The organism is Prescottella equi (genome assembly GCF_020171745.1).
In the GTDB taxonomy this organism is placed as follows: Bacteria; Actinomycetota; Actinomycetes; order Mycobacteriales; family Mycobacteriaceae; genus Prescottella; species Prescottella equi_A.
On the sequence record NZ_JAIVAH010000002.1, the window covers coordinates 37,203 to 63,851 of the forward strand.

A 26,649-nucleotide genomic window follows, 5' to 3' on the forward strand; every position below is an offset into this window, starting at 1 on the left:
GCTACGCTCGACGTCATGCGGATCGGAGCCCACGTCCGGCAGGACGCCGACCCCATCGGGGCCGGCGAGCAACTCGGTGCCGACATCGTCCAACTGTTCCTCACCGATCCCCAGAAGTGGGACAAGCCGGAACCCCACCCGCAGACCGACCGGATCCTGGCCAGTCCCATCGACGTCGTCGTGCACTCGTCGTACGTCATCAACGTCGCGAGCCTCAACAACAGGCTTCGCATGCCGTCCCGCAAGGCCGTGGCCGACCAGGCCTCGGCCGCGGCCGAGATCGGTGCGGTCGGCCTCGTCGTGCACGGCGGGCACGTGCGCGACGGCGAGGATCCGGCCGCGGGAGTGGCGAACTGGCGCAAGCTCTTCGAACGACAGCAGGACAAGGGCGGCTTCCCGGTCCCGATCCTGGTGGAGAACACCGCGGGTGGCGACTTCGCGATGGCACGGCACCTCGATGCGATCGCCCGACTGTGGGATGCGATCGGCGAATTCGGCGCCGGGTTCTGCCTCGACACGTGCCACGCGTGGGCGGGCGGGGAGGAACTGCTCGGTATCGTCGAACGGGTCAAGGCGATCACCGGCCGGATCGACCTGGTGCACCTGAACAACTCCCGCGACGAGTTCGACTCCGCGCGCGACCGCCACGCGAACCTCGCGACCGGCCTGATCGACCCTGCGATGCTCACCGCCGTCGTGTCCGCGGCCGGTGCCCCCGTCATCCTCGAGACGCCGGCCGACGGGATCGCCGAGGACCTCGCGTACCTGCGAGACGCCCTCGCCGGGGATTGAACGCGTCCGACATCACATACCGAATCGGACACGACGCCGCGTCGGACCCGGACGGCGACGTGGCCCCGACCTACCATCGCCAACCATGACGTACCTTCGGTCTCGCCGCGCCCTCGCCGTCTCCTCCGCCGCCGTCGCGGCGATCGCCCTGGCCGGTTGCTCGAGTCCCGACTCGGAGCCGACCGCCTCCACGACGTCGATCACCGCGTCGGCATCCGCCCCGGTCAAGGCCGCCCCGCTGGCGGCCGACGAGGGCACGCTGACCGCGGCGCCGACCGAACAGGAAGCCCAGACCGGCACCGCGTCCGCGGATGCCGCGCTCACGATCCGTGACATGCGGATCGGCACCCACGACGGTTTCGACCGGGTGGTGTTCGAGTTCGGCGGCACCGGCACGCCCGGCTGGCGGTCCGAAATCGTCTCGACCGCCAACCAGCAGGGCAGCGGCAAGCCCCTCGCCGTGAGCGGCCAGGCGATCCTGCAGGTCATGATCACCGGATCGTCGATGCCGTTCGCGAGCGGCGTCGAGCCGTACGCGGGCCCCAACCCGCTCGAGGCCGCCTCGGGCGGCATCGTCACCGAGGTCCGTGACGCGGGCATCTTCGAGGGCACGACCCAGACGCTGATCGGGCTCGCCCGTCCGGATGCCGCGTACCGCGTGTACACGCTGGACAACCCCACTCGCCTGGTAGTGGACGTCGCCCGCTGACCTGGGGCTTCCACCCGCTCATTGACCTCAACCATTGTCGAGGTCTTACCGTCGTGTCGTACCCCGGTCGTAACGTGACCGGGCGACGGGAGGGTGCACACCATGAGCATGGAAGTCACCGCGTGGAACGCGATGTACAACGCGATGCACGCGCAGCAGGACAGTCGGCCGTTCTCACGGGCGACGCTCCGGAGGGTCGCGGGGTACGCGCGGCCGCACCGCAGCCATATCGGGTGGTACCTGGTGCTCAGTGTCGTGACCGCCGCGCTCGCGGTGGCCACCCCGATCCTCGCCGGCCGCGTCGTCGACGCGATCGTGGCCGGCGACGAAACCGCTGTGGTGGTACGCCTGGCGTTGCTGATCGCGGCGATCGCACTGCTCGAGGCCGGTCTCGCGATCGTCACCCGCTGGCTCTCCGCGAGCATCGGAGAGGACCTCATCCTCGACCTGCGCCGAGCCGTGTTCGACCACGTGCAACGCATGCCGGTCGCCTTCTTCACCCGCACCCGGACGGGCGCCCTCGTCAGTCGCCTCAACAACGACGTGATCGGCGCGCAGCGCGCGTTCAGCGACACCCTGTCCGGCGTGGTCGGGAACCTGGTGACCCTCGTGATCACGCTCGTCGTGATGATCGGGATCTCGTGGCAGATCACCCTGCTGTCCCTGCTCCTGCTGCCGGTGTTCGTGTTGCCCGCGCGGCGCATGGGCGCGCGCCTGGCCCGGCTCAACCGTGAGGCCGCCAACCACAACTCGGTGATGAGCACGCAGATGACCGAACGGTTCTCGGCGCCCGGCGCCACCCTGATCAAGCTGTTCGGCCGACCCGCCGACGAGTCCACCGAGTTCGCCGTCCGCGCCCGCCGCGTGCGCGACATCGGGGTGCGGACCGCGATGCTGCAGTCGGTGTTCGTCACCGCCCTCACGCTGGTCTCCGCGCTCGCACTGGCCCTCGTCTACGGTCTGGGCGGGTTCTACGCGCTGCGCGGTCAACTCGAGGCCGGTGCCGTGGTCTCGCTGGCGCTGCTGCTCACCCGGCTGTACTCGCCGCTGACGTCGCTCGCCAGCGCCCGCGTGGATGTCATGAGCGCGATGGTCAGCTTCGAGCGGGTCTTCGAGATCCTCGACCTGAAACCGCTCATCGCCGAGAAGCCCGACGCCGTCGCGGTCCCGTCCGGCCCGGTGTCGGTGGAGTTCCGGGACGTGAGCTTCGCGTACCCGGCAGCGGACAAGGTCTCCCTCGCGTCGCTCGAGGAGGTCGCGACCCTCGACAGCCGCGGCGGATCGACCGTCCTGCACGACATCTCCTTCCGCGTCGAACCCGGGCAGATGGTGGCGCTCGTCGGGTCCTCCGGAGCGGGTAAGTCGACCATCGCGAGCCTGCTCCCCCGCCTCTACGACGCCGATGCCGGCGCGGTGCTGCTGGCCGGCACCGACGTCCGCGACCTGACGGCCGACTCGATCCGCCGAACTGTCGGCATGGTCACCCAGGACGGTCACCTGTTCCACGAGTCCGTGCGGTCCAATCTGCTGCTCGCCCGTCCCGGAGCCACGGAGGACGAACTGTGGGACGTGCTGCGCCGGGCCCGCCTCACGGAGCTGATCGAGTCGCTACCCGACGGACTCGACACCGTGGTCGGCGAACGCGGCTACCGACTGTCCGGAGGCGAACGCCAGCGCCTCACCATCGCCCGTCTGCTCCTCGCACAGCAGCGCGTCGTGATCCTCGACGAGGCCACCGCACACCTGGATTCGACGTCCGAGGCCGCCGTCCAGGAAGCGCTCGGCGAAGCGCTCGAGGGCCGCACCGCCGTGGTGATCGCACACCGGCTGTCCACGATCCGTGCTGCCGACCTGATCCTGGTGATCGAGGACGGCCGAATCGTCGAGCGCGGCAACCACGCCGAACTCCTCGACCGCGGCGGTCGCTACACCCAGCTGTACCGCACGCAGTTCGCCACCGGAACCCCGGTGCTGACGGAGGTGCTGAGCTGAGCCCGCTGCGGTTCGGAAGAGTTCGCGCTCAGAAGAACCGGCGGATGTTGTGGATCCGGAAGTCCGACAACGGCCGCAGCCCGGTCGGAACCCCGGTGCCGTACGCGTTGAACACCATGCCGTTGCCGGCGTAGATCCCGACGTGCCCGGCGATGTCGTACGTGTCCATCGTGATGACGTCGCCGGGCTGCAGCGCCGAGAGCGGCACGAGCATGCCACCGGTATAGCGGGCCATCTCCTGGCTGGTGCGCGGCAGGCTGATCCCGACGGTTCGGAACGCCCACTGGACCAGGCCCGAGCAGTCCCAGGCGTCGGGGCCGTTGCCACCCCACAGATAGGGCTTGCCGGTCTGGGTCGTGGCCGCGGCGAGCGCCGCGAGGCCACGCGGACTGGGGATCGGCAGGGGAATCGCGAGATCGCCGCTGCCGGCGAACAAGCTGGCACTGCCGGTTCCCCCACTGCTTCCGGAGCCGACGGATGACAGCACGTCGGCGAGGCTGTTGGTGATGTCGGCGGCATTGGAGATGGAACCGATGATGTCCGGTTGCGCCGCGGCGGGTGCCGCCAGGCCGACGGATGCGCCGGCAATGAGTGCTGCTGCGATGAATCCTCGACGAATCGTGTGGGCCACGTTCGTGCCTCCTTGATGGGATTGCGCGGATCCCCGACCGCAAACTGTGAGGCACGTTACAGAGCAGCAGTCACTCCCGTCACAAGATCGATCGCATTCACAGAAACGGGCGCCGGCGAGTCCATGACTCGCCGGCGCCCGTTCCGAACGTTATTTTCCCAGGTGGAGGTCAGTCTCGGGGACGACGCTTCCCGAACCGATCGCCCCGGTCACCCCGATCGCCGCGGTCGCCGCGATCTCGGCCGTACCTGCCGCCCGCGCGGTCGTCACGACCGCCGCGCGACGGCCGGCCCGACGGCGCGCCCTGATCGAGCTGCAGCTGGATCAGCACACCCGAGATCCGGGTCGCCCGCAGCGCCTCGACCGTCTGGCTCGACAGGTTCGCCGGAAGCTCGACGAGGCTGTGATCGGGGCGGATGCTGATGTGCCCGAAGTCGCTGCGCCGCAGCCCGCCCTCGTTCGCGATGGCGCCGACGATCGCACCCGGCGCGACCTTGTGCCGCTTGCCGACCGCGATCCGGTAGGTCGCGAACTCCTGGCCGTCACGGCCGATCCGCGGACCAGTCGGGCCGCCCTCGTCGAACCGGCGCGCGGGACGCTCCCGCGGCTCGCGCTCGCGGCGCGGCGGGGCCGGCGGCTCCGGCTCCATCAGGAAGGACTCGCCGTCGCGCGACTGCACCGCCAGCGCGGCGGCGATGTCGGCGAGCGGAACGTCGTGCTCGCGCTCGTAGTCCTCGATGAGCTTGCGGAACAACGCCAGGTTCTCGGAGTTCAGGCTCGCCGTGATGGAGTCACCGAACTTCGCGACACGCTGCGCGTTGACGTCCTCGACGGTCGGCAGCTGGATCTCGGTGAGCGGCTGCCGCGTCGTGCGCTCGATCGACTTGAGCAGGTGCCGCTCGCGCGGGGCGACGAACAGCAGCGCGTCACCGGTGCGGCCTGCGCGACCGGTGCGGCCGATGCGGTGCACGTACGACTCGGTGTCGTGCGGGATGTCGTAGTTGACGACGTGCGAGATGCGGTCGACGTCCAGACCGCGAGCCGCGACGTCGGTGGCGACGAGGATGTCGAGCGCGCCGGACTTGAGCTGGCCGATCGTGCGCTCGCGCTGCGCCTGGACGATGTCGCCGTTGATCGCGGCGGCCGAGAAGCCGCGCGCCCGCAGTCGCTCGGCGAGGTCCTCGGTGGCCTGCTTGGTCCGGACGAAGATGATCATCGCCTCGAACGACTCGACCTCGAGGATGCGGGTGAGCGCGTCCAGCTTGCGCTGGTGCGCGACCTGGACCCAGCGCTGGGTGATGTTCGACGCCGTCGCGGTCTTCGCCTTGACGGTGATCTCGACGGGATCGTGGAGGTACTGCTTGGAGATCTTGCGGATCGCCGGCGGCATGGTCGCCGAGAACAGCGCCACCTGCTTGTACTCGGGCGTGTCGGCGAGGATCCGCTCGACGTCGTCCTGGAAGCCCATCTTGAGCATCTCGTCGGCCTCGTCGAGGACGAGGTACTCGAGGTTGGAGAGGTCGAGCGTGCCCTTCTCCAGGTGGTCGATCACGCGACCGGGCGTACCGACGATGATCTGGGCGCCGCGACGCAGGCCGGACAGCTGGACGCCGTACGCCTGACCGCCGTAGATCGGCAGCACCTGCAGGCCGGGGATGTGTGCCGAGTACTTGCCGAACGCCTCCGCGACCTGCAGCGCGAGTTCGCGCGTCGGCGCCAGGACCAGTGCCTGCGGCACCTTCCGCTCGACCTCGAGGCGGGACAGGATCGGGATCGCGAACGCGGCCGTCTTGCCGGTGCCCGTCTGGGCCAGGCCCACGACGTCCTTGCCCTCGAGCAGCGTCGGGATGGTCGCGGCCTGAATCGGCGAGGGCGACTCGTATCCGACGTCGGAAAGGGCCTTCAGCACCCGTTCGTCGATCTGGAGGTCGGCGAAGGTGATGGGATTGTCGTCGGTCTGCGGGTCGCGCTCGGTGTCACTCATTTGACCAGTCAGTTTAGTCGATGCGTGGTATGGCCCTCGATCCGAGGGCCTTCTACGTGCATCGACGCGATTACCTGCACCGCCGTCGCATGGTTCTCACGCGCCACCAGGCCCGCCGAACGGGACATCGGTGACCGCGTTCGGGCCGCACACGTGCCGTGGACTCCCGTTGGGCGGGGCCGACGGACGGGACCCCGGATGCAGCCCGGCAATGACCGCGATCACAATGTGGACGACCGTCCTGCCACTCTCCGAGAGGAACCAGCAGTGTCCGACACGACACCCATCCCCACCCACTGGTACAACATCGTCGCGGACCTGCCGGTCGCCCCGCCGCCCCACCTGCACCCGGGCACCCGCGAGCCGGTCACCCCGGCCGACCTCGCCGCGCTGTTCCCGAGCGCGCTGATCGAGCAGGAAGCGACCACCGAGCAGTACATCGAGATCCCCGAACCGATCCGTGAGGCCTACCGCACGTGGCGGCCGGCACCGCTGATCCGTGCCCGTGAGTTCGAGAAGGCGCTGGGGACGCCCGCCCGGATCTACGTCAAGTACGAGGGCGTGAGCCCGGTCGGCAGCCACAAGACCAACACCGCGGTCGCGCAGGCGTACTACAACGCGCAGGACGGCGTGAAGAAGATCACGACCGAGACCGGCGCCGGCCAGTGGGGCAGCGCGCTGTCGTTCGCGTGCGCCAAGTTCGGCATCGACCTCGAGGTGTGGCAGGTGCGCGCGTCGTACGAGTCGAAGCCGTACCGCCGCCACCTGATGGAGACCTACGGCGGCACGGTGCACCCGAGCCCCTCGGATCTCACCGAGTCGGGTCGCAAGATGCTCGCCGATTTCCCCGACACCCCGGGTTCGCTGGGCATGGCGGTCACCGAGGCCGTCGAGGTCGCCGCGAACGATCCCGACGCGCGCTACGCGCTGGGCAGCGTGCTCAACCACGTGGTGCTGCACCAGACGGTGATCGGACTCGAGGCCGTCGAGCAGCTGCGCGCCGCCGGCGAGACCAACGCCGACGTCGTGTTCGGTTGCGCCGGTGGCGGTTCCAACCTCGCCGGCCTGGCCTTCCCGTTCATCCGGGAGGTGCTGCACGGCAAGGCGCAGACGCGGATCATCGCCGCCGAGCCGGCCGCGTGCCCGTCGATCACCAAGGGCGAGTACCGCTACGACCACGGCGACGTCGCCGGCCTGACGCCGCTGCTGAAGATGCACACGCTCGGCCAGGACTTCGTGCCGGACCCGATCCACGCCGGCGGCCTGCGCTACCACGGCATGGCGCCGCTGCTGAGCCACACCGTCGAACTCGGCTACGTCACCGGCCAGGCCGTGGACCAGACCGACTCGTTCGACGCGGGCGTGCTGTTCGCCCGCACGCAGGGCATCGTGCCCGCGCCGGAGTCGGCGCACGCCATCGCCGCGGCGGCCGAGTACGCGCGCGGACTGACCGAGCCCGAGGTGCTGGTCATCGGCCTGTCCGGGCACGGCATGCTCGACCTGCCCGCGTACCAGGCGCACATCGACGGCAACCTGGTCTCGACCGCGTAGCCCACACCCTCGACGCGGTGCCGTGGGCCGGGAATACCCGAACCCACGGCACCGCAGCCGTTTTCGTCTAGAGGACGCCAAGTGTGAGACGACGGATGTTCTCCCGCACCGCCGCGACGTCCGGGTACCCGTTGACGCCCATGAGCAGTTCCGCCTCGGCCAGCATCATGCGCAGCACGTGGACCAGGCCGGGCACCCCGCCCAGCGCGAGGCCGTACACGTAGGGGCGTCCGATCCCGACCATCGTGGCGCCCAGCCCGAGCGCCTTCACCACGTCGGAGCCCGACCGGACGCCCGAGTCGAACAGCACCGGCACCCGGTCGTCGCACGCCTCGACCACCGCCGGCAGCGTCTCGAGCGCGGCGATCCCCCCGTTCGCCTGCCGCCCACCGTGATTCGAGCAGTATATGCCGTCGACGCCGGCGTCGATCGCCCGTCGCGCGTCCTCGGGATGCGAGATTCCCTTGAGAATGATCGGCAGGGTGGTGAGCGAACGCAGCCAGTCCAGGTCCGTCCACGTGAGCGAGTTCCCGAAGGTCTGCACCCAGTGCAGCACCGTCATCTGCGGATCGTCCGAGCCGACCATGTCCCGGAACACCGGGTCGGACGTGTAGTTCTTCAGGACGTGACCGCGAAGCTGGGGAAAGTTCCCGGTGGTCAGGTCACGTGGGCGCCACCCGGGAACCCAGGTGTCGAGGGTGACGGTGATCCCCGCGTAGCCGGCGGCCTCGGCCCGCTTGACGAAGCTCTCGGCGAGGTCCCGATTCTTGGGCGTGTAGAGCTGGAAGAAGCTGGGCGTGTCGCCGGCGTGCGCGACGACGTCCTCGAGCGGATCCTCCATGAGGGTGGAGAACATCGCGGGCACGCCGGTCTGCGCGGCCGCCTTCGCGACCGCGATGTCACCGTGGTGGTCGCGGTCACAGAGCCCGATGACGCCGACGGGCGCCATGAAGATCGGCGTGGCGAAGGTGTGGCCCCACGCCTCGACCGCCAGGTTCGGACTCTCCGCACCCACCAGCATGCGCGGGATCAGTCCCCACTGGTCGAAGGCCTCGACATTGCGGCGCTGGGTGGTCTCGTCCCCGGCACCACCCGCGACGTACGAGAAGAGCGACTCCGGCATCGCGGCGGTGGCCTTCGCCTCGAGCGCGTCGTACTCCATCGGGAACTCGGGCACCCGACCCGCCAGTGCCGCGAGGTAGATCTCGTTCTGGTAGCTGCCGAACTGCATGATGTCTCCATCCTGGTGCGAAATGATCGGCGCCGGCGAGGGTTTCGAGGCGGCCCGCTGCGCGGCACAGCGTAACCACGCATCGGCGTATCGTCGAGGACGAGGGCGAACCTTTTCGACGGAGCACGCGAATGCACTACGCAACGCGAGCGAGAGCCGGTCGGGCGCTGACCAAGTCGCTCGGTCACCTCCGCGGATCCGATCCGGTCGTGCTCGGACTCCCCCGCGGCGGTGTCCCGGTCGCCTTCGAGATCGCCGAGGCTCTCGCCGCACCACTCGACGTCCTGCTGGTCCGCAAACTGGGCGTGCCGTGGCAGCCGGAACTTGCCATGGGCGCGATCGCCGAGGGTGACTTCGAGGTCCTCAACGACGACGTCGTCCGCCTGTCCGGGGTGACCCCGCAGGCCGTGAACGCGGTCCGGATCGACGAACGCCGCGAGCTGGAGCGCCGCGCCGGGGTCCTGCGGGGCGGCAGCCCTCGCGTGCCGCTGCGGGGACGCGTCGTCGTGCTCGTCGACGACGGCATGGCGACCGGCGCGACGGCAGCCGTCGCGTGCGTCGCGGCGCGAGCGGAGGGCGCCGAACGGATTGTCGTGGCGGTGCCGGTCGCGTCGTCCGAAGCGGTTGCCCGGCTCCGGGTGACCGCGGACGAGGTGGTGTGCCCGTTCGTCCCGGCCAATCTCGGCGGTGTGGGTGGGGCCTACATCGACTTCCATCAACTGGACGACCACGAGGTCACCGACCTGCTGTCCCGCGCCCGACGGCAGTGGACGTGACGGGTGCAACATTCGACAGCATCCCAGCGATACACGTTTCGCCAGGCCCCGCACTGTCAGGGAGGAACCGTGAGCGTCTCGGAACAGCAAGTGCAGACGGTTGCCGATGCGTGCCGGAACCAGCTCGGTGATCCGTCGGGTTGGGTGCCGCCGGACGAGTACCGGCGCAGCCTCGCACTGTGCATCATCGAGTCGGTCCAGGCTGCCGGTTCCCGCTACGCCGATGCCGGCACGGTCATCGACCGCTACCGGGCGTATCGCCGCGCGCACGCCCCGGGGCCGGTCGACGACGGCGCCCGCGAGTTGCTCCGGACTTTCGAGGAGGCCGGCAGTTCCGAACAGTGGGCCGGGAAAATCGGTAACTACAAGCGCCGTTACTCCGAGACGGGGGCGCCGCTGCGTGCCGCCGAGATTCAGCGAACGGCCGAGCGCCTGCACACCCTGCGCATCGATTCGGTCGGAGATCTGCTCGACGCCACCCGAGACGAACGGGCGCGTGGGAACCTGCACGACGCCTGGGTCGAATGCAGCGGCGCCCACGACGACAGCACGTGGGAGCACCTACTGCTGCTCGCGGGGGTCCCGCACATGCAGCACCCCGGTGCGATCGACGAGTTCGTCGGGTCGGCACTCTCGAACGCCTCCGAGGCCGCCGGACCCGCTGCGCCGCCCGCGGAGATCCTGGCCGCCGCGGCCGACGCCCTCGGTGTCGAGCCCCCGGCGCTCGAGCACGCGGTGCGGCGGTGGAAGTGCGCTCATCCGGAGGCCTGCGACACCGTCGCCTGACGCGGCGCGCCCGCTACCTGCAGAAAGTTAGCAGGACTCACGGTTACACTTATTTCCGCAGGTGAGCGCCATCAATGCGGCAAATCGGGCACTTGACCTAGTGCAAAGCGCCTCCGAATGTGATCCAATGCACATCCATCATGTCATTTTCTTGGAGGGGTCAAAGTGCGTGAGTATTCGGTTCCACAGTCGTTCACCATTCCGGAAGACGCGTCCATGGCCGACACTGTGTTCCGGTACGAAGCCGAGTGTCCGAACCTCGTGCCCTTCAAGAAGCCCGGCAACGGCGGCTGGGTAGACGTCACCGCGGCGGAGTTCGCCAAGCAGGTCAAGGCCGTCGCGAAGGGCCTGATGGCGTCCGGCATCGAACTCGGCGACCGCGTCGCGATCCTCTCGGGGACCCGTTACGAATGGGTCGTTCTCGACTACGCCATCTGGACCGCGGGCGGCTGCACCGTCGCGATCTACGACACGTCGTCCGCGGATCAGGCCCAATGGATCCTCGAGGACTCGGCAACGTCCTTACTCGTCGTCGAGACGTCGGCCCACGCGGAGACCGTCAAGGATGTCGCCGAGGCCGCCCCGGCCCTGCGCGAGGTCCTGCAGATCGAGGCCGGCGCACTCGACGAGCTGATCACTCGTGGTAGCGGCGTCAGCGACGACGCACTGCACGAGCGCCGGCACCAGGTGCGCGCTTCTTCGCCCGCGACGCTCATCTACACGTCCGGCACCACGGGTCGCCCCAAGGGCGTGCAACTGACCCACTCGAACTTCTACGCGGAGTCCGCGGCCGTGAAGATCGCGCTCGGCGACGCGATGCAGGAGGGCAAGCGCACCCTCATGTTCCTGCCGCTCGCGCACGTGTTCGCGCGGGCGATCTCGTTCGGCGCGTTCGACGCGAAGGTGACGGTCGCCCACACCTCCGACCTGACGACGCTGCTCGACCAGTTCGCGGTGTTCAAGCCGAACTTCATCCTGTCCGTCCCGCGCGTGTTCGAGAAGGTCTACAACTCGGCCAAGCAGAAGGCGGAGGACGGCGGCAAGGGCAAGATCTTCGCCAAGGCAGCCGAAACGGCCATCGCGTGGAGCGAGGCCCAGGAGACCGGCGGCGCCGGACTCGGTCTGCGCCTGCGCCACGCGCTGTTCGACAAGCTCGTGTACTCGAAGCTGCGGGTCGCGCTCGGCGGCGAGTGCGACCGCGCGGTCTCCGGCGGCGCCGCGCTCGGTGCCCGCCTCGGTCACTTCTTCCGCGGTGTCGGCGTCCCGGTGTACGAGGGCTACGGCCTCACCGAGACCAGCGCCGCCATCACGGTCAACACCACGCGCGACCAGAAGGTGGGCACGGTCGGCAAGCCGATCAACGGTCACGCCGCGAAGATCGCGGAGGACGGCGAACTGCTGGTACGCGGGCCCGTCGTGTTCGACGGCTACTGGCACAACGAGGCCGCGACCGCCGACGCGATCCGCGACGGCTGGTTCCACACCGGCGACCTCGGCTCGATCGACACCGAGGGCTACGTGTCGATCACCGGCCGCAAGAAGGAGATCATCGTGACCGCCGGCGGCAAGAACGTGGCGCCGGCCGTGCTCGAGGACGCGCTGCGCGCCCACCCGCTGATCAGCCAATGCCTCGTCGTCGGTGACGCCAAGCCGTTCATCGGTGCACTCATCACCCTCGACCCGGAGTCGCTGCCGGGCTGGAAGGAACGCAAGGGCCTGGCCGCGGACACACCGATCGCCGAACTGGTCAAGCACCCCGACCTGATCGCCGAGATCGACTCCGCCGTCGTCGAGGGCAACCGCAAGGTGTCGAACCCCGAGCAGATCAAGAAGTACCGGATCCTCGAGGTCGACTTCACCGTCGAGACCGGCGAGCTGACGCCGACCCTCAAGCTCAAGCGCAACATCATCCACGAGCAGCACGCGGCGCTGATCGAGCGCATCTACACGTAAGCACGACAACGATTTCCGGGCCCGGACGCGACTCACATCGCGTCCGGGCCCGGCTCGTATCGATAGGCCTTACACGGCGGGTTCCTACACGGCCGCCGCACCCAACAGCGCGCGGGCGACCGCGACGTCGCCGACGATGTCGACGCCGTCCAACGGCCGTCGACGCCACAGTGTCAGCAACAGGTCCTGCGCCGGACCCCGCAGCGCCACATCGGCTTTGCGATGTTCCCGGGTCACCGCGACCGATCCGCCGTCGAACGCGAGGTACCACTCGGCAGGAGCGGTGTCGGTGCCGTGCAGGTGGATCGTGCGGCCGCCGAGCGAGTCCGGGAACCTCCCGGCGCGACCCAGGCGAGGGAGGAAGACCGTGGTCCACTCGTCGACACCGTCGGCCGCCACTGCCGGAGCGAGGGCCGACGCGTCCGCCCCACCGCCCGCGCTGATCGCATCGGCGACGTCCATCCGGTGGACTGCGACCTCGTGCGCCTGCCGTCGGATCCACCACGAGACGGTTTTCGGGCCACCCATCGCCGCGACCGGCTGATCGACTCCGCGCCGATCGAACTCCGCCAGGACCGTGTCCAGGGCCGCGCGGTAGGCCGGGACACACTCGGGTCCCCGCGGCATGTCGCGGTCGCGGTGGATCACCTTCAGCGGCGCCTCGGGTTCCGCCCGCAGCACCGCTGCCACCCACAGGTGCACCTCGCCGGTGTGCCGCAGCACGTCCTCGACAGTCCAGTCCGGCACCGTCGGCACCGGCTCGGCGAGGGCTTCCACCGGAGTGCTCGCGAGCAGGTCGCCCTGAGTGCGCAACACGGACAGCAGATCTGGGGTATCCATCAGCCCACGGTAGCGCCGAGAACGAACTGTGCAACGTCGTCGGCGACGGTGCGGTGGACCTTTTCGTGCAGCAGGTCGTGGCCGGTGTCGGCGTATTCCCGCAGTTCGAGTCCGGGAACCCCGGCGGACCACTCGCGGACACCGTCGATCGGGGCGAGTCGGTCGTCGACGCCGTGCACGGCCAGCACCGGGAATCCCGGGTCCGCGAAGTCCGACGTCTCACCGTGCTGCACAACGGACTTGGGGGTTCCGCAGAGCACGGCCGCACGGAACGGCGCGAGACCGCGTCGCAGCAGGGTGACGGCGACGGCGGCGCCGAGCGAATGCCCCATGATCGCCAGCGGCAGGCGGGGACGGTCGTCGACGGCGAGTCCGGTCAGCCGGGCGGCATCGTCCGCCAGGTCGGTGACGGCGCCGGGCGTGCCGGGAGTGCCCTCCGACAGTCCGTGCCCGGCCTGGTCGATGCCCCACATCTCGATGTCGTGGTCGGCGAGCCTCGCGGCGAACCGGTGGTAGTGACCGGTGTGCTGGCCCATCCCGTGCAGGAACACCAGCCCGGCGCGGGGCCGGCGGTCCCCGGCGAGCGGCCAGCGGCGGTAGTGGATCTGTCCGGTAGCCCCGGCGAAGAACGGCATGGGACCCATTGTCCCGGCACCGTTCGCCATCCGCGCGCACCTCCCCCACCTGTCGGCCTGCGATGGCACAATCGCCCGAACCGACCGGCAAGGGGGCGTGATGTTCCTGCTCGACGACGTGATCGTGTACAGCACCGGGGATCTGACCGTGGCGGCCACGTGCGAGTTCGCACTGTTGCGGCAGCTCGACGGGCTGCTCGGGTTCGCCCCCGGGACGCCGGGGGCGGCGGCCGACCCCATGCTGCAGCGCGCGTCGCAGCTCGGTGCGGCGCACGAGCGCCGGGTCCTCGACGACTTCGCGGCCCGCTACGGGCCGGTCGAGACCATCACTCGGCCCGAGTACACGGCCGTCGGGTTGTACGACGCGCACCGCGACACCATCGCTGCGGCACTCGCCGGGGCTCCCGTGATCCACCAGGGCACGTTCTTCGACGGCCGGTTCCTCGGGTTCTGCGACTTCCTGGTCCGGGAGGCCGAGGACAGCGCTGCCTACACGGTGTACGACGCGAAACTGTCGCGCCACGTGGAGGTTTCCGCGCTGCTCCAGCTGGCGGCGTATGCCGACGCGCTCGACGCCGCGGGCATCCGCCCTGCGGATGAGGTGCACCTGCTGCTCGGTGACGGCGCGGACTCGGTGCACGCGCTGGCCGACCTCGTCCCGATGTACCGGGCACGTCGGGCGGCACTGCAGCGCGTCCTCGACGAACACCGGGCCGACGACGCACCCGTCGAGTGGGGCGACGAGCGGTACTTCGCGTGTGGTCGGTGCGAGACGTGTGCCCCCGAGATCGAGAGTCGTCGCGATCCCCTGTTGGTGGCAGGAATTCGCGCGAGCAGCCGGGAGAAGCTCGTGTCCGGCGGGGTCACGACGATCGACGCGTTGGCCGCGAGGAAGGCAGCCGTTCCGGGCCTGTCCGCGGCGACGCTCGCCGCCCTGCGGGCCCAGGCCGCGATCCAAGTCCGCAGCGAGACGTCCGGCACGACCGAGTACGAGATCTTCGATCCCGCCGCGCTGGCCGCGCTGCCGCAGCCCGATCCGGGCGACATCTACTTCGACTTCGAGGGTGACCCGCTGTGGGCCGAATCGGGGTCGACCGAGTGGGGCCTGGAGTATCTCTTCGGTGTCCTGCAGGAGCCCGAGGCGGGAGGCACGCCGCTGTTCCGCCCGTTCTGGGCGCACGATCGAACCGAGGAACGCCGCGCGCTGTCCGCCTTCCTCGACTACGTCCGGGAACGACGCGCCGCGCACCCCGGGATGCACGTCTACCACTACGCGGCGTACGAGAAGTCCGCGCTGCTGCGCCTCGCGGCACGCCACGGCGTCGGCGAGGAGGTCGTCGACGAACTGCTGCGTGACGGGGTGCTGGTGGACCTCTACCCGATCGTCCGCGCATCGCTTCGCGTCGGCGAACGCTCGTACAGCATCAAGAAACTCGAGCCGCTGTACACGGGCGAGAGCCTGCGCGACAACGACGTCACCACCGCGGCCGACTCCGTCGTCGCGTACGCCCGCTACTGCGACCTGCGCGATCGGGGTCGGCCCGACGAGGCCGACGGGGTGCTCCGCGAGATTCGCGACTACAACGAGGACGACTGCGTCTCCACCCGGGAACTACGCAACTGGCTGCTGGCCCGCGCCGCCGAGCACGGCGTTCTCCCGCACCCGCACGAAACCTCGCCGTTCACAACCGAACCGGAGGAGGACAGCGCCGCCGAACGTACCCTGCGCGGCTTCGCGGGCGACGGTCCGGCCGCGACACGGACCGCCGACCAGCAGGCAGCGGCGCTCACGGCTGCCGCCGTCGGATATCACCGGCGCGAGCGGAAGCCGTTCTGGTGGTCGCACTTCGCGCGGCTCACCGATCCGGTCGACGACTGGCCCGACACCCGCGACGTGCTGGTGGTGAGCCACGCGGAGGTGGTGCAGGGCTGGCACAAGAGCACGCCCAAGCAGCGGAAGCTGCGCCGACATGTCCGGCTCACCGGCACCTTCGGCACGGGCAGCACGATCCGGACCGGCGCGGAGGTGTTCCCGCTGTACGAGCAGGCGGTTCCCGGTGCCAAGACCTCGGCGCGTCCCGGCGGACGCGCCTGGTCGACGGCCGTCGTGCTGTCGGTGGCCACGGATGCGAGCTTCAACGATGTGGTGGTCGTCGAGGAGTTGCTCACCGGCGACGTCGAATACGACGCCACACCGATGGCGCTGGCCCCCGGGCACCCGATCGCGACGGTCCGGATCGAGCGCGCCATCGAAGAGTTCGCGGGGGCCACGGCGGCCGCGCTGCCCGACCTGCCCGCGAACGCTGCAACGGACATACTGCGCCGGGTGCCACCGCGTCTGCGCAGCGGATCCGGGTTGCCGGCGATCGCGGGATCCGACCCCGCCACCGCCATCGCCACCGCGCTCGTCGACCTCGATGATTCGTACCTTGCGGTTCAGGGGCCGCCGGGAACCGGAAAGACCTTCACCGGGGGCCGGGTCGTCGCGCGCCTCGTCGCCGAACACGGATGGCGGATCGGGGTGGTCGCGCAGTCCCACTCGGTGGTGGAGAACATGCTCGACGCGGTCGTCGACGCGGGACTCGACGGCTCGCTGGTCGCGAAGAAGGCCGACCCGGCGCCGAGCCGGCGATGGACCGCGATCACCACCACCGACTATCCGGGCTTCCTCGCCGCCGCCGGCGGGTGTGTCATCGGCGGAACGGCCTGGGACTTCGCGCATTCCGACCGCGTGCCGGTCGGAAGCCTCGACCTCCTGGTGATCGACGAGGCCGGCCAGTTCTCGCTCGCGAACACGATCGCGGTGAGCGCGGCCGCGCGCCGGCTACTCCTTCTCGGCGATCCGCAGCAGCTTCCTCAGGTCAGTCAGGGCACCCATCCCGAACCGGTCGACGAGTCCGCGCTGGGATGGCTCGCGGCCGAGCACGACGCCCTGCCGCCCGACCGTGGATACTTCCTCGAACGCACGTGGCGCATGCATCCCACGCTGTGCGAGCGGGTGTCACAGCTGTCCTACGGCGGCCGACTCCACTCGGAGGAACCCGTGACGACCGCGCGAGACCTCGCTGGTGTCGAACCCGGTGTGCGCACCGAGATCGTCGAGCACGTCGGAAGATCGACCGATTCCCCCGAGGAGGCGGCGACGATCGTGGCCGAGATCCGGTCGCTGCTCGGCCGGGAGTGGACCGATCCCACCGCCTTCGACGGCACCCGGCCGCTCGGTCAGGCCGACGTCCTCGTCGTGGCGCCCTTCAACGCGCAGGTCGCGCTGCTCCGGACTGCCCTCGCGGGTGCGGGACTACCCGACGTCCTCGTCGGGACCGTCGACAAGTTCCAGGGCCGCCAGGCTGCCGTCGTCCTCGTGTCGATGACCGCGTCGACGGCCGACGACGCCCCCCGCGGAATGTCGTTCCTGTTGTCCCGCAACCGGCTGAACGTCGCGGTGTCGCGCGGCAAGTGGTGCGCGATCGTGGTGCGGTCACACACGTTCACGCACTACCTGCCGCCCACCCCCACCGCCCTCGCCGAACTGGGGGCGTTCCTGCGACTGGCCCCGGAGCCGGCCGAGGATCGCGGCGGGGCCCACGAACAGGATCGGCTCGGTCAGCCGAAGCACATGCCTTCACCGCGATAGGTCGGGGTCGCCGTCGCATGCCCGTCCTCGTCCACGAGATGGATCTCGGTGAAGCGCTCGCACAGTTCACCGGCCTTCGCGTGGCGGAACCACACCCGGTCCCCCACCGCGAGTTCGGCCGCGGCGGCACCCGTCACCGGGGTCTGCACCTCGCCGGCGCCCTCGTTGCGCAGCAACTTCAGACCGCCCGGCCACACGGGCGTGGGCACCCGAGTCTTCCCGGCCGGACCCGAGGCGATGTACCCGCCACCGAACAGCGTGGTGATCTTCGAAGTCGGCTTGCGCAGCGCGGGCAGCGCGAAGAACATGGCCGGTCGCGGCGTGAAGGAGTGGTAGCGGTCGAACAGTGTGGGCACGTACAGGCCGGAGCCCGCGGTGACCTCGGTGACGACCGAATCGGCCGCGCTCACCTCGAGCGAGCCCGTGCCGCCACTGTTGACGATTTCGAGCTTGCCGACCTCCACGGTGACGGCGTCGACGACCGCCGTTCGCCGCGTGGACAGTTCGGCCGCCGACGCCTTCTTCACCATCCGGACGGCGAAACTGGTGTCGGGCAGCCCGGCGATCTGTGCCTCGTAGAACATGACACCGACGACGGCGAACCCCCGATCCGCCGCGGTGCGGGCGAGTCGGGCCACCTGAGCGGGCTCACGCAGCGGCGACCGGCGCACCCCGAGATGCGCGGGACCGAGCCGGAGCGACGCGTCGACGTCGAGGCAGATCCTCGGTCGCACGCGGTCGGAGCCGACCGCGTCCCGGACGACGTCCAACTGCGCGACGTCGTCGACCATCAGGGTGATGCGATCGAGAAGGGCACTGTCGGAACCCAACTCCGCGAGCGCGGCCCGGTCTACCGTGGGATAGCCCATCAGCACGTCCTCCGCACCCTGCCGAGCGAGCCAGATGGCCTCGCGCAGCGAGTACGACATGATGCCCCGGAAACCACCCGCCGCGGTCAGACCGGAGCCGAGCGCGATCTCGAGGACGGCGCGGCACCGCACCGACTTGCTCGCGACCCGTACCGGCGTACCCTCCGCGCGCCGGACCAGGTCTTCGGCGTTCGTGCGCAACGTCGCGAGATCGAGTGCCGCCAAAGGCGGATCCAGGCTCGCGGTCGCGGCGGTGAGACGGTCGATCGTCGCAGTCACATCAGTTCCGTTCGTCAGTCCCGTCGATCACGCGGGTGGCAGGCGTCCGGATCAGTCGATCACTCTGCTGAACGATTGTCCAGGTCTGAGCCTGCCTCGACCGCCTTGCTTCCGACGATGCGGACCAGATCGTCGAGTTCGGTGAGGATCGCGGCGCTGTCGCGATCGACCAGCCAGCGGAGCACGATGCCGTCGATGACGGCGAGCGCGAAACGTGCGATCGCCTCGACCGGTTCCGTCCACGTGCAGCCCGTGCGACGAACGCTCTCCTCGAGGAAGACCGTCGCCTCGATGTCCATGACCCGGTACTGCTCGTCCGCGACACTCCCGGCGAGCGGCGCGCCCGCGGCACGGTGCCGCAGGGCATAAGCGGTGATCTCGTAGGTGAGCAACTGACGATCGGCCGTGGCCTCGATCAGCGGCCACATTCCGGTCAGGCCCGTATGAAGGACCTCGCGCAGGTCACGCAGCCCACTGAGTTCCTGCGAGTCCCACACCGATGCGAAGGCCTCGCGCATCCCGCCGGAGAGTTGCAGCACCAGGCTCTCGGCCATCGCTGCGACCAGCGCTTCCTTGCTCTCGAAGCAGTAGTGCACCACGCCGAGAGAGACACCCGCTTCCTCGGCGACGGCACGGATCGTGACCGCAGCGATCCCACCCCGCTCGGCAATGTTCAACGCCGCTTCGACGAGTTGGGCGCGGCGCTCTTCCGCTGGAAGCCGATTCAACATCCCATGATCGTAAAACCCGGAGACGAATTTTCGTGTCTCATTTGCCTGGACGCTCGTCCAGGTGAATAGTTGCGGGAATGGCACAGGACACGTGGCGCAACTGGGCGGGGACCCACTCGTCGACACCTCACCGATTCGAGACCCCTCGATCGGTGGCCGAGCTGAGCATGCTGGTTGCCAAGGCGACCGAGCAGGGATTACGCGTCAAAGCCGTGGGGGCGGGCCATTCGTTCACCGGGGTTGCCGTCACCGACGGCGTCCTCGTCAGTCTCGACAACATCTGCGGCATCGAGTCGGTTCGGCAGACGCCGGAGGGCCCGGTGGCCACCGTGCTGGCCGGGACGCGCCTGCGCAGCCTCAACGAGCAGCTGTGGGACCGAGGGCTGGCGATGATCAACCTCGGCGACATCGACGTGCAGTCGATCGCCGGCGCTCTCGGCACCGGAACCCACGGAACCGGCGCCCGCTTCGGCGGCCTGGCGACCCTGATCCGCGGACTGCAGATCGTGCTCGCCGACGGCACCGTCGCGGACTGCTCGGAGACGGAGAATCCGGAGCTCTACCAGGCCGCCCGCATCGGACTCGGCGCATTCGGCATCATCACCAAGCTCGACCTGGCGGTCACCTCGGCGTACGCGCTGCGTGCGGTCGAGGGCCCGGCCCGGCTCGACGAAACCCTCGACGGGCTCGAGCACGACCTGGAGAACGTCGACCACTTCGAGTTCTACTGGTTCCCGCACACCAATCGCGTACTGACGAAACGCAACACCCGGCTCCCGGGTGACACCCCGCTCGACCCGGTGAGCCGGATCCGCGGCTACCTCGACGACGAGTTGATGTCGAACACGCTGTTCGAGGGCATCAACCGGGTGACGACCGCCTTCCCGGCCGCGATTCCGCAGATCAACCAGATCTCGGCGCGCGCATTGTCGGCACGCGAGTTCACGGACCGCAGCTACCGCGTGTTCGCCTCCCCGCGCCGGGTTCGCTTCCGGGAGATGGAATACGCGGTACCTGTCGAGACCGTCAAGGACACGCTGCGGGAGATCTCGACGTGGCTCGACCGGTCCGGCTGCAACATCGCGTTCCCCGTCGAGGTGCGCTTCGCGCCCGGCGACGACGTGTGGATGTCGACCGCGAACGGTCGGGACAGCGCGTACATCGCGGTGCACCAGTACCACCGGCGCGATCACCGCGAGTACTTCGACGCCGTCGAGGCCATCGCGCGCGCCGTCGACGGCCGCCCGCACTGGGGCAAGATGCACGGCCGCACCGCAGAGGATCTGCGTCCCACGTACGCACGGTTCGACGACTTCTGCACGGTGCGCGACAAGCACGACCCGTCGCGCACGTTCGACAACGAGTACCTCCGCCAGGTTCTCGCCTGACACCCACCCGATCGACCGAATTACCGGTCGGCACATCGCTAGTCTGAGCGATGTGCCGACCGGACCGGAGCGACCGCGACTCGATCGTCGCGCCTTCCTGCGAGCGAGCGCCCTGGCCGTGGTTACCGGCGGGGCCACACTGGCGGCGGGTTGCGGGGACGGGCTGAAGGACCCGGGTGTTCCGCCACTGCCCGGAGGAAACGTCGTCCCCGACGACAAGTCGATCTGGCGGGTCGTGGGTGATCCACTCGTTTCCGCAACCGGTTCCGGCCCTGCGAACGGGCTACGCGTCGCCGTCACCGACCTCTTCGCGATCGAGGGACAACGCGTCGGCGCCGGCAACCCGGCCTGGCTGGGGCAGGCGACGACGGAGACCGCGACGGCCGACAGCGTGGCCCGCCTGCTCGCGCTGGGCGCCACCGTCACCGGGATCGCCCAGACCGTCGGCTTCGGCTTCGGCCACTCGGGCATCAACACGTCCTACGGGACGCCGCCCAACCCGGCTGCCTCGGGACGCGTTCCCGGCGGCGCGACCTCGGGAGCGTCCACCGCGGTCGCCCGCCGCACCGCGACCGTCGGACTGGGCCCGGACACGACGGGGTCGATCCGAATCCCCGCCGGATACCAGGGGCTGTACGGGTTCGGCCCCACGCACGGTGCGGTCTCGACGTCCGGATTGATGCCGCTCTCACGCACGTTCGACACCGTCGGCTGGGTGTGCGCCGACGCCGCCACGCTCACGGCCGTCGGCGATGCCCTCCTTCCGACCGCACCCGAGGTCCAGTTCGACGCGGCGGTCACCTCGCCGGGACTGCTCGCGATCGCCGACGCCGACGTCCAACCCGCGGTCCGCGCCGCACTCGCGCAGTGGAAGCGTTCGGGCCTGCCACCGCTCGCGGAGGAGGATCTCGACATCGCCGCACTGCCCGACTGGTACGACGCGGTCGTCGCGGTGCAGGGCTACGAGGCGTGGCAACAGTACGGCGGCTGGGTGTCCACCGCGACGGGTTCGGTCAGCGACGAGGCGCGAGTGAACTTCCTTGCCGCGTCCAAGGTTTCGCAGCCCACATACGAGCGGAGCCTGGCCGAGGTGCGCGCCGCCGCGCAGATCGTCCGCGAGTTCCTCGGTTCCCGGGTGCTGCTGCTGCCGACGACCGGATCGGCCGCGCCGTCGACCGCCGACGATCCCGGAAGCGTCCACCTCGCCGCCACGCTGCGCACCACCGGACTGCTGATCACGGCGGCGACGGTCGCCGGCCTGCCGGTGGCCACCGTCCCGGTGCGGTCCGACGGCGGCCTCCCGGTGGGGCTGTCGGTGATCGGCCCGGCCGGGCGGGACCGGGACGTGCTCGCACTGGTCGGCCGGATCGTCCGGGCCGGCGTCGCGGCCTGACGGCGCGGCGATACCGACGGCCGGCTATCAGCACATTTCTTCAACTGATTACACTCGATCCACTTACCTTCGGAGAGAGTGAGGCGACATGCGTGACGCAGTAATCGTCGAGGCAGTACGTACCCCCATCGGCAAGCGCAAGGGCTCGCTTGCGGACGTGCACGCAGTGGAGCTGTCCGCCCACGTGCTCCGCTCGATCGCCCAGCGCACCGGCATCGATCCCGCGATCGTCGACGACGTCTACTGGGGCAACGTCAACAGCGTCGGCATGCAGACCGGCAACATCGGCCGCATGGCCGTCCTCGGCGCCGGTTGGCCCGAGTCGGTTCCGGGCCTGACCGTCGACCGCCAGTGCGGCTCGTCGCAGCAGACCATCTCGATGGCCGCCGCGTCGGTCATCTCGGGCCAGGCCGACGTCATCGTCGCCGGTGGTGTCGAGATGATGACCGCGGTCCCGCTCGGCTCCTCGAACGTCCCGGGCACCGGCGATTCCGCCGGCCCCGCGCGTGAGCGCTACGCCACGCAGCTCGAGGCGCCCGGGTTCAACGGCCGCTTCAACCAGGGCGTCGGCTCCGAGCTGATCGCGCAGCAGTGGAACATCTCCCGCGCGCAGCTCGACGAGTACTCGGTGGCCTCGCACGAGCGTGCCGCCGCCGCCCAGGACGCGGGCGCCTTCGACGCCGAGATCGCGCCCTTCATGCTCGCCGACGGCACCGTGTTCTCCGCCGACGAGGGCATCCGCCGCGGCTCCACCACCGAGAAGCTCGGCCAGCTGAAGTCGCCGTTCCTCGAGGGTGGCGTCATCACCGCCGGCAGCGCATCGCAGATCTCCGACGGCGCCGCCGCGGTGCTCGTGATGACCTCGGAGAAGGCGAAGGCACTGGGCCTGACGCCGCTCGCCCGCATCCACACCGCCGTCGTCGCCGGCGACGACCCGGTCAAGATGCTGACCGGCCCGATCCCGGCGACCGCACTGGCGCTGAAGAAGTCGGGCCTGTCGATCGACGACATCGACGCATTCGAGGTCAACGAGGCGTTCGCCTCGGTGCCGATGGCGTGGCAGCTCGAGACCGGCGCGTCGATGGAGAAGATGAACCCGCTGGGCGGCGCGATCGCCCTCGGCCACCCGCTGGGCGGCTCGGGAGCGCGTCTGGCCGCGACGCTGGTGCACCACCTGCAGCGCACCGGCGGCCGCTACGGCCTGCAGACCATGTGTGAGGGCGGCGGCACCGCGAACGCCACCATCTACGAGCGCATCTGACGCACGTCACGAACGGCGAAGGCGGCCGGTCCCGTTCGGGGTCGGCCGCCTTCGGCGTTTCTCAGGTCCGGCGCGCGTGCAGGGCCAGCGCCGGGACGATGAGCAGCGAGATCAGCCCGCCGAGGATCGCCAACCAGCCGTAACTCGCGGCGCCGACGACCAAGCCCGACGTCAATCCGCCACCGGCGCCGGCGATCGCGATCGTGAGATCGACGGTGCCCTGGGTGCGAGCGCGGGTGGCGATCGGCAGCGCGTCGGTGATGATCGCCGTCCCACTGATCAGCCCGAAGTTCCAGCCCAGGCCGAGGAGCGCGAGGGCGACCGCGAGCGCGGCGGCCGACTCCCCCGGCGCCGTCGCGGCGGTGACACCGGCGGCGAGCATCGTCAGCGCGGCCGCGCCCGCGACCGGACGTGGTCCGAATCGGTCCGCGAGCCGTCCCGACAGCGGCGACGGCAGATACATCGCGGCGACGTGGATCGCGATGACCAGTCCCGCGGCGCCCGTGCCGTGACCGTGGTGCAGCATGTGGATCGGGGTCATGGTCATCACCGCGACCATGACGAGTTGAGTGAGGACCATGACCGTCGCGCCGAGGGTCACCGACGGGTTCCAGGTCCGGGCCGACGAGTCCACCTCCACGCCGAGCGAGGCGCCGGATTCGCCTCCCGTGGCATCGATGTCGCGGGCGAGTAGCAGCGGGTCCGGCCGCAGCATCGACCACAGCACCGTGCCCGCGGCCGCGTAGGCGACGGCTGCCAGGATGAACGGTCCTGCGAGCGCCGGGATTCCGAGGCCGTCGGCGACGCTGCCCATCACCGTCACCAGATTGGGGCCCACGACGGCACCGAGCGTCGTCGCGACGAGCACGGTACTCACGGCCCGGCCGCGATGTGCGGGCTCGGCCAGGTCGGCGCCCGCGTAACGCGCCTGCAGGTTGGTGGCCGTCCCGGCCCCGTAGACGAACAGCGAGATCAGCAGCAACACGACGCTGTCGACCGCGGCGGCGGCGACCACGCCGAGGCTGCCGAGCGCGCCCACCGCGTATCCCGCCGCGAGGCCGGGCCGCCGGCCGAGGCGCTGCGAGATCCGGCCGACGGTCACCGCGGCCGCCGCGGAACCGATCGTGAACAGCGCGCTGGGAACGCCCGCGAGTCCGGTGCCGCCCAGCATGTCCTGGGCCAGCAGCGCGCCGACCGTGATGCCGGCTGCGAGACCGGCACCGCTGAGGATCTGCGCGGTCACCAGGACGGCCAGCACCCTGCGCTGCGCACCCGCGACATCGGGCGTCGTCGTCACATTCTCCGAGGTCACGACACGAGATCCTAGCGAGGGCGGTCAGCGCAGATCTGCGACGGCGGCCTCCGCGTCGGTGACCCGCCGATCCGCGCGATCGACGGCGTCGCGCGCGGTGGCGAGCGCGTCGACGGCCGCAGCCTCGGATCTCGCCAGGAACTCCGCACGCTCCTCGAGGTGCGCGAGTTCGCGCTGTAGTTCCCTCCGGCGTTCCTCCCCCTCGGTCGCCTCCGAACGGATCCCCTCCAACTCGATTTCGGCCGCCGACAGCGCCTCGCGCGCGGCCTCCGCGTCCGCCCGAGCCTCGCGCACTTCGTCCCGCGCCCGTTCGCGTTCGCCTCCGCGGTCCGGAGCAGGAGATTCCGGGCGCTCCTCGACGGATTCGAGCCCGGGCGGACCGAACCCGCTGTAGCTGGCCGCCCCCAGGACTCGGCCCCGGCGCACCACCTCGGCCAACTCCGGATCCGCCATCGCCGCGTGCAAGGTCTGCGAAACCTCCCGCAGCGCAGTCTCGTTCAGTACGCGCCCACGATCACGCACGAGGGTCTGTGCCCGCGCCGTGAGCGAACGGACCAGCCGCTGCCGCTGGTCGGTGAGCGCGCGCAGGGTCTCGGCATCGAGGCGGCGCTGCGCCTTATGCAGTGCGTCGCCCAGAGACAGGACTGCATCGACCTCGTCCGGCAGTTCCCGCGCCAGGAGGTTGACGGCCCACCCGACGACGGTCGGCTTCTTCAAGCGGGCGATCGCGGTGGCCGCGTCGCGGTCCTTCTGCGCCTTCGCCTCCGAGACCCAGGCGGTCCGGGAAGCGACGAAACCGGATGGATCGAGCGCGTACAACTCGTCGGCCACTTCGTCGACATCCATCACCCGTCGATCCTGACACCGCGCCGCGCTGTCGACCAGGACCCGAAACACCCCACTCCACCTGCGGCAATTTATCTGCCATGCAAGACATAGATTTTGTAGTACCGTTGGGAGCGACAACATCGCTTCACCGGCGAAGAGTTCGTATCCGGCAACTCGGATGCGTGAATCTCACGGCGAAGGGGAACACCTGGAGAGGACGAAAGGACAGACGATGACGAACTTCACCGTTCCGGGACTGACCGCCGAACAGGGATCCAAGGTCGCCGACACTCTGCAGAACCGACTCAGCGCCTACAACGACCTGCATCTCACGCTCAAGCACATCCACTGGAACGTGGTGGGTCCGAACTTCATCGGCGTGCACGAGATGATCGATCCCCAGGTCGACCTGGTGCGCGGATACGCCGACGCGGTCGCGGAACGCATCGCGGCGCTCGGCGTTTCCCCCAAGGGCACGCCGGGCGCGATCGAGAAGGACCGCTCGTGGGACGACTACTCCGTCGGCCGCGACAGCGCGCAGGCCCACCTCGCGGCACTCGACCTGGTCTACACCGGCCTCATCGAGGACAACCGCGAGTCGATCAGCACCGTCGGCGAGATCGATCCGATCACCGAGGACATGCTGATCGGCCAGACCGCCGAACTCGAGAAGTTCCAGTGGTTCGTCCGCGCCCATCTCGAGAACTCGGGCGGGCACCTCGCGAACGAGGGCGAACCCACCGAGCAGAAGGCGGCCGCCGCCGTCCGCTGATCCACCCCACCGACACCGAGCTCCTCCAGGAAAGGACATCGCGATGACCGACAAGGGTGGACCCGCCGAAGCCGTCGAGGGCGTCGTCGAAGGCATCAAGGGCAAGGTGAAGGAAGTCGCCGGCGCGGTGACGGGGCAGGACTCGCTGCGCCGCGAGGGCGAAGCCCAGCAGGACAAGGCAGAGGCGCAGCGCGAGGTCGCGCAGAAGGAAGCCGAGGCCGAGAAGGCCCGCGCCGAGGCCGCCGCGCAGGAGGCGCGCCAGCGCGCCGAGCAGGAGTAGCCGCTCGAGCTCCGAAACCCGG

The 26,649-nt window shown here is 69.8% G+C and carries 22 protein-coding genes; 13 read left to right on the forward strand and 9 right to left on the reverse strand.

The genetic code is table 11. The features are described 5' to 3' along the window. Positions 1–15 precede the first annotated feature (15 nt). From LCL87_RS00185 to LCL87_RS00195, 3 genes are all read left to right on the forward strand, one after another. Positions 16–792: a deoxyribonuclease IV gene (locus tag LCL87_RS00185; protein WP_225015348.1), complete on the forward strand. Its 777-nt coding sequence runs from the start codon at positions 16–18 to the stop codon at positions 790–792. A gap of 85 nt (positions 793–877) precedes the next feature. Beyond that, positions 878–1,501, forward strand: coding sequence for an AMIN-like domain-containing (lipo)protein (locus tag LCL87_RS00190; RefSeq protein ID WP_225015350.1), 624 nt, complete (start codon positions 878–880; stop codon positions 1,499–1,501). Positions 1,502–1,603: 102 nt separating this feature from the next. Then, positions 1,604–3,493, forward strand: a complete 1,890-nt coding sequence (locus LCL87_RS00195) for an ABC transporter ATP-binding protein (RefSeq protein ID WP_225015352.1) — start codon at positions 1,604–1,606, stop codon at positions 3,491–3,493. A gap of 28 nt (positions 3,494–3,521) precedes the next feature. Here the strand turns inward: LCL87_RS00195 and LCL87_RS00200 are convergent, their stop codons facing one another. Beyond that, complete coding sequence (locus LCL87_RS00200; RefSeq protein ID WP_225015354.1) at positions 3,522–4,124, reverse strand: NlpC/P60 family protein; 603 nt, start codon at positions 4,122–4,124, stop codon at positions 3,522–3,524. A 169-nt stretch (positions 4,125–4,293) separates the two neighbouring features. Further along, positions 4,294–6,108, reverse strand: a complete 1,815-nt coding sequence (locus LCL87_RS00205; protein WP_225015356.1) for a DEAD/DEAH box helicase — start codon at positions 6,106–6,108, stop codon at positions 4,294–4,296. Positions 6,109–6,375: 267 nt separating this feature from the next. On the opposite strand from LCL87_RS00205, the gene LCL87_RS00210 reads away from it, so the two are divergent. Next, positions 6,376–7,659: a TrpB-like pyridoxal phosphate-dependent enzyme gene (locus LCL87_RS00210; protein WP_225015358.1), complete on the forward strand. Its 1,284-nt coding sequence runs from the start codon at positions 6,376–6,378 to the stop codon at positions 7,657–7,659. A 67-nt stretch (positions 7,660–7,726) separates the two neighbouring features. Here the strand turns inward: LCL87_RS00210 and LCL87_RS00215 are convergent, their stop codons facing one another. Continuing rightward, positions 7,727–8,890: an alpha-hydroxy-acid oxidizing protein gene (locus LCL87_RS00215; RefSeq protein WP_225015360.1), complete on the reverse strand. Its 1,164-nt coding sequence runs from the start codon at positions 8,888–8,890 to the stop codon at positions 7,727–7,729. A gap of 131 nt (positions 8,891–9,021) precedes the next feature. On the opposite strand from LCL87_RS00215, the gene LCL87_RS00220 reads away from it, so the two are divergent. The 3 genes from LCL87_RS00220 (at position 9,022) to LCL87_RS00230 (ending at position 12,405) form a co-directional block, all read left to right on the forward strand. Then, entirely contained in the window at positions 9,022–9,666 is a 645-nt protein-coding gene (locus LCL87_RS00220; RefSeq protein ID WP_225015363.1) for a phosphoribosyltransferase family protein, read from the forward strand. A gap of 69 nt (positions 9,667–9,735) precedes the next feature. Continuing rightward, complete coding sequence (locus LCL87_RS00225; protein WP_225015365.1) at positions 9,736–10,452, forward strand: DUF8548 family protein; 717 nt, start codon at positions 9,736–9,738, stop codon at positions 10,450–10,452. A gap of 165 nt (positions 10,453–10,617) precedes the next feature. Beyond that, positions 10,618–12,405 (forward strand): AMP-dependent synthetase/ligase, encoded by a 1,788-nt coding sequence (locus tag LCL87_RS00230; RefSeq protein ID WP_225015367.1) that lies wholly within the window; start codon positions 10,618–10,620, stop codon positions 12,403–12,405. A gap of 84 nt (positions 12,406–12,489) precedes the next feature. On the opposite strand, the gene LCL87_RS00235 is transcribed toward LCL87_RS00230, so the two are convergent. Together LCL87_RS00235 and LCL87_RS00240 are read right to left on the reverse strand one after the other, a co-directional pair. After that, a complete protein-coding gene (locus LCL87_RS00235) occupies positions 12,490–13,245 on the reverse strand; it encodes a maleylpyruvate isomerase N-terminal domain-containing protein (RefSeq protein WP_225015369.1) in 756 nt (251 codons plus the stop codon). After that, the gene (locus LCL87_RS00240) at positions 13,245–13,880 is read right to left on the reverse strand and encodes an alpha/beta fold hydrolase (RefSeq protein WP_225015370.1); all 636 of its coding nucleotides are present in this window, start codon (positions 13,878–13,880) and stop codon (positions 13,245–13,247) included. Before LCL87_RS00240 ends, LCL87_RS00235 begins: the two co-directional genes overlap by 1 nt. Positions 13,881–13,980: 100 nt before the next feature. On the opposite strand from LCL87_RS00240, the gene LCL87_RS00245 reads away from it, so the two are divergent. After that, the gene (locus tag LCL87_RS00245; protein ID WP_225015372.1) at positions 13,981–17,514 is read left to right on the forward strand and encodes a bifunctional RecB family nuclease/DEAD/DEAH box helicase; all 3,534 of its coding nucleotides are present in this window, start codon (positions 13,981–13,983) and stop codon (positions 17,512–17,514) included. Here the strand turns inward: LCL87_RS00245 and LCL87_RS00250 are convergent. Both LCL87_RS00250 and LCL87_RS00255 read right to left on the reverse strand, forming a co-directional pair. After that, positions 17,484–18,662: an amino acid deaminase/aldolase gene (locus LCL87_RS00250; protein ID WP_225015374.1), complete on the reverse strand. Its 1,179-nt coding sequence runs from the start codon at positions 18,660–18,662 to the stop codon at positions 17,484–17,486. The two genes, LCL87_RS00245 and LCL87_RS00250, sit on opposite strands and share 31 nt — an antisense overlap. Before the next feature lie 59 nt (positions 18,663–18,721). Continuing rightward, positions 18,722–19,393 carry a TetR/AcrR family transcriptional regulator gene (locus LCL87_RS00255; protein ID WP_225015377.1) on the reverse strand — a complete coding sequence of 224 codons (672 nt, stop codon included), beginning with the start codon at positions 19,391–19,393 and terminating at the stop codon, positions 18,722–18,724. A 77-nt stretch (positions 19,394–19,470) separates the two neighbouring features. On the opposite strand from LCL87_RS00255, the gene LCL87_RS00260 reads away from it, so the two are divergent. The 3 genes from LCL87_RS00260 (at position 19,471) to LCL87_RS00270 (ending at position 23,435) form a co-directional block, all read left to right on the forward strand. Next, positions 19,471–20,781 (forward strand): D-arabinono-1,4-lactone oxidase, encoded by a 1,311-nt coding sequence (locus LCL87_RS00260; protein WP_225015379.1) that lies wholly within the window; start codon positions 19,471–19,473, stop codon positions 20,779–20,781. A gap of 52 nt (positions 20,782–20,833) precedes the next feature. After that, positions 20,834–22,174 carry an amidase family protein gene (locus tag LCL87_RS00265; RefSeq protein WP_225015381.1) on the forward strand — a complete coding sequence of 447 codons (1,341 nt, stop codon included), beginning with the start codon at positions 20,834–20,836 and terminating at the stop codon, positions 22,172–22,174. Between the two features lie 88 nt (positions 22,175–22,262). Further along, positions 22,263–23,435, forward strand: a complete 1,173-nt coding sequence (locus LCL87_RS00270; protein WP_225015383.1) for an acetyl-CoA C-acyltransferase — start codon at positions 22,263–22,265, stop codon at positions 23,433–23,435. A 61-nt stretch (positions 23,436–23,496) separates the two neighbouring features. Here LCL87_RS00270 and LCL87_RS00275 read toward each other — a convergent pair whose 3' ends face one another. Then, entirely contained in the window at positions 23,497–24,747 is a 1,251-nt protein-coding gene (locus LCL87_RS00275; protein WP_225015384.1) for an MFS transporter, read from the reverse strand. 24 nt (positions 24,748–24,771) lie between these two features. After that, a complete protein-coding gene (locus LCL87_RS00280; protein ID WP_225015386.1) occupies positions 24,772–25,593 on the reverse strand; it encodes a hypothetical protein in 822 nt (273 codons plus the stop codon). A 214-nt stretch (positions 25,594–25,807) separates the two neighbouring features. Here LCL87_RS00280 and LCL87_RS00285 point away from each other — a divergent pair, with 214 nt between their 5' ends. Together LCL87_RS00285 and mbp1 are read left to right on the forward strand one after the other, a co-directional pair. Next, complete coding sequence (locus LCL87_RS00285; RefSeq protein ID WP_225015388.1) at positions 25,808–26,347, forward strand: Dps family protein; 540 nt, start codon at positions 25,808–25,810, stop codon at positions 26,345–26,347. Between the two features lie 43 nt (positions 26,348–26,390). Beyond that, complete coding sequence (mbp1, locus tag LCL87_RS00290) at positions 26,391–26,627, forward strand: microaggregate-binding protein 1 (RefSeq protein ID WP_225015389.1); 237 nt, start codon at positions 26,391–26,393, stop codon at positions 26,625–26,627. Positions 26,628–26,649 lie beyond the last annotated feature (22 nt).

Excerpts from the sequence above, each read along its gene's own strand:
- LCL87_RS00185 (WP_225015348.1), top strand. The coding sequence starts at position 16 with ATGCGGATCGGAGCCCACGTCCGGCAGGACGCCGACCCCATCGGGGCC.
- LCL87_RS00190 (WP_225015350.1), top strand. The coding sequence starts at position 878 with ATGACGTACCTTCGGTCTCGCCGCGCCCTCGCCGTCTCCTCCGCCGCC.
- LCL87_RS00195 (WP_225015352.1), top strand. The coding sequence starts at position 1,604 with ATGAGCATGGAAGTCACCGCGTGGAACGCGATGTACAACGCGATGCAC.
- LCL87_RS00205 (WP_225015356.1), bottom strand. The coding sequence starts at position 6,108 with ATGAGTGACACCGAGCGCGACCCGCAGACCGACGACAATCCCATCACC.
- LCL87_RS00215 (WP_225015360.1), bottom strand. The coding sequence starts at position 8,890 with ATGCAGTTCGGCAGCTACCAGAACGAGATCTACCTCGCGGCACTGGCG.
- LCL87_RS00220 (WP_225015363.1), top strand. The coding sequence starts at position 9,022 with ATGCACTACGCAACGCGAGCGAGAGCCGGTCGGGCGCTGACCAAGTCG.
- LCL87_RS00235 (WP_225015369.1), bottom strand. The coding sequence starts at position 13,245 with ATGGATACCCCAGATCTGCTGTCCGTGTTGCGCACTCAGGGCGACCTG.
- LCL87_RS00240 (WP_225015370.1), bottom strand. The coding sequence starts at position 13,880 with ATGCCGTTCTTCGCCGGGGCTACCGGACAGATCCACTACCGCCGCTGG.
- LCL87_RS00245 (WP_225015372.1), top strand. The coding sequence starts at position 13,981 with ATGTTCCTGCTCGACGACGTGATCGTGTACAGCACCGGGGATCTGACC.
- LCL87_RS00255 (WP_225015377.1), bottom strand. The coding sequence starts at position 19,393 with ATGTTGAATCGGCTTCCAGCGGAAGAGCGCCGCGCCCAACTCGTCGAA.
- LCL87_RS00260 (WP_225015379.1), top strand. The coding sequence starts at position 19,471 with ATGGCACAGGACACGTGGCGCAACTGGGCGGGGACCCACTCGTCGACA.
- LCL87_RS00270 (WP_225015383.1), top strand. The coding sequence starts at position 22,263 with ATGCGTGACGCAGTAATCGTCGAGGCAGTACGTACCCCCATCGGCAAG.
- LCL87_RS00280 (WP_225015386.1), bottom strand. The coding sequence starts at position 25,593 with ATGGATGTCGACGAAGTGGCCGACGAGTTGTACGCGCTCGATCCATCC.
- LCL87_RS00285 (WP_225015388.1), top strand. The coding sequence starts at position 25,808 with ATGACGAACTTCACCGTTCCGGGACTGACCGCCGAACAGGGATCCAAG.
- mbp1 (WP_225015389.1), top strand. The coding sequence starts at position 26,391 with ATGACCGACAAGGGTGGACCCGCCGAAGCCGTCGAGGGCGTCGTCGAA.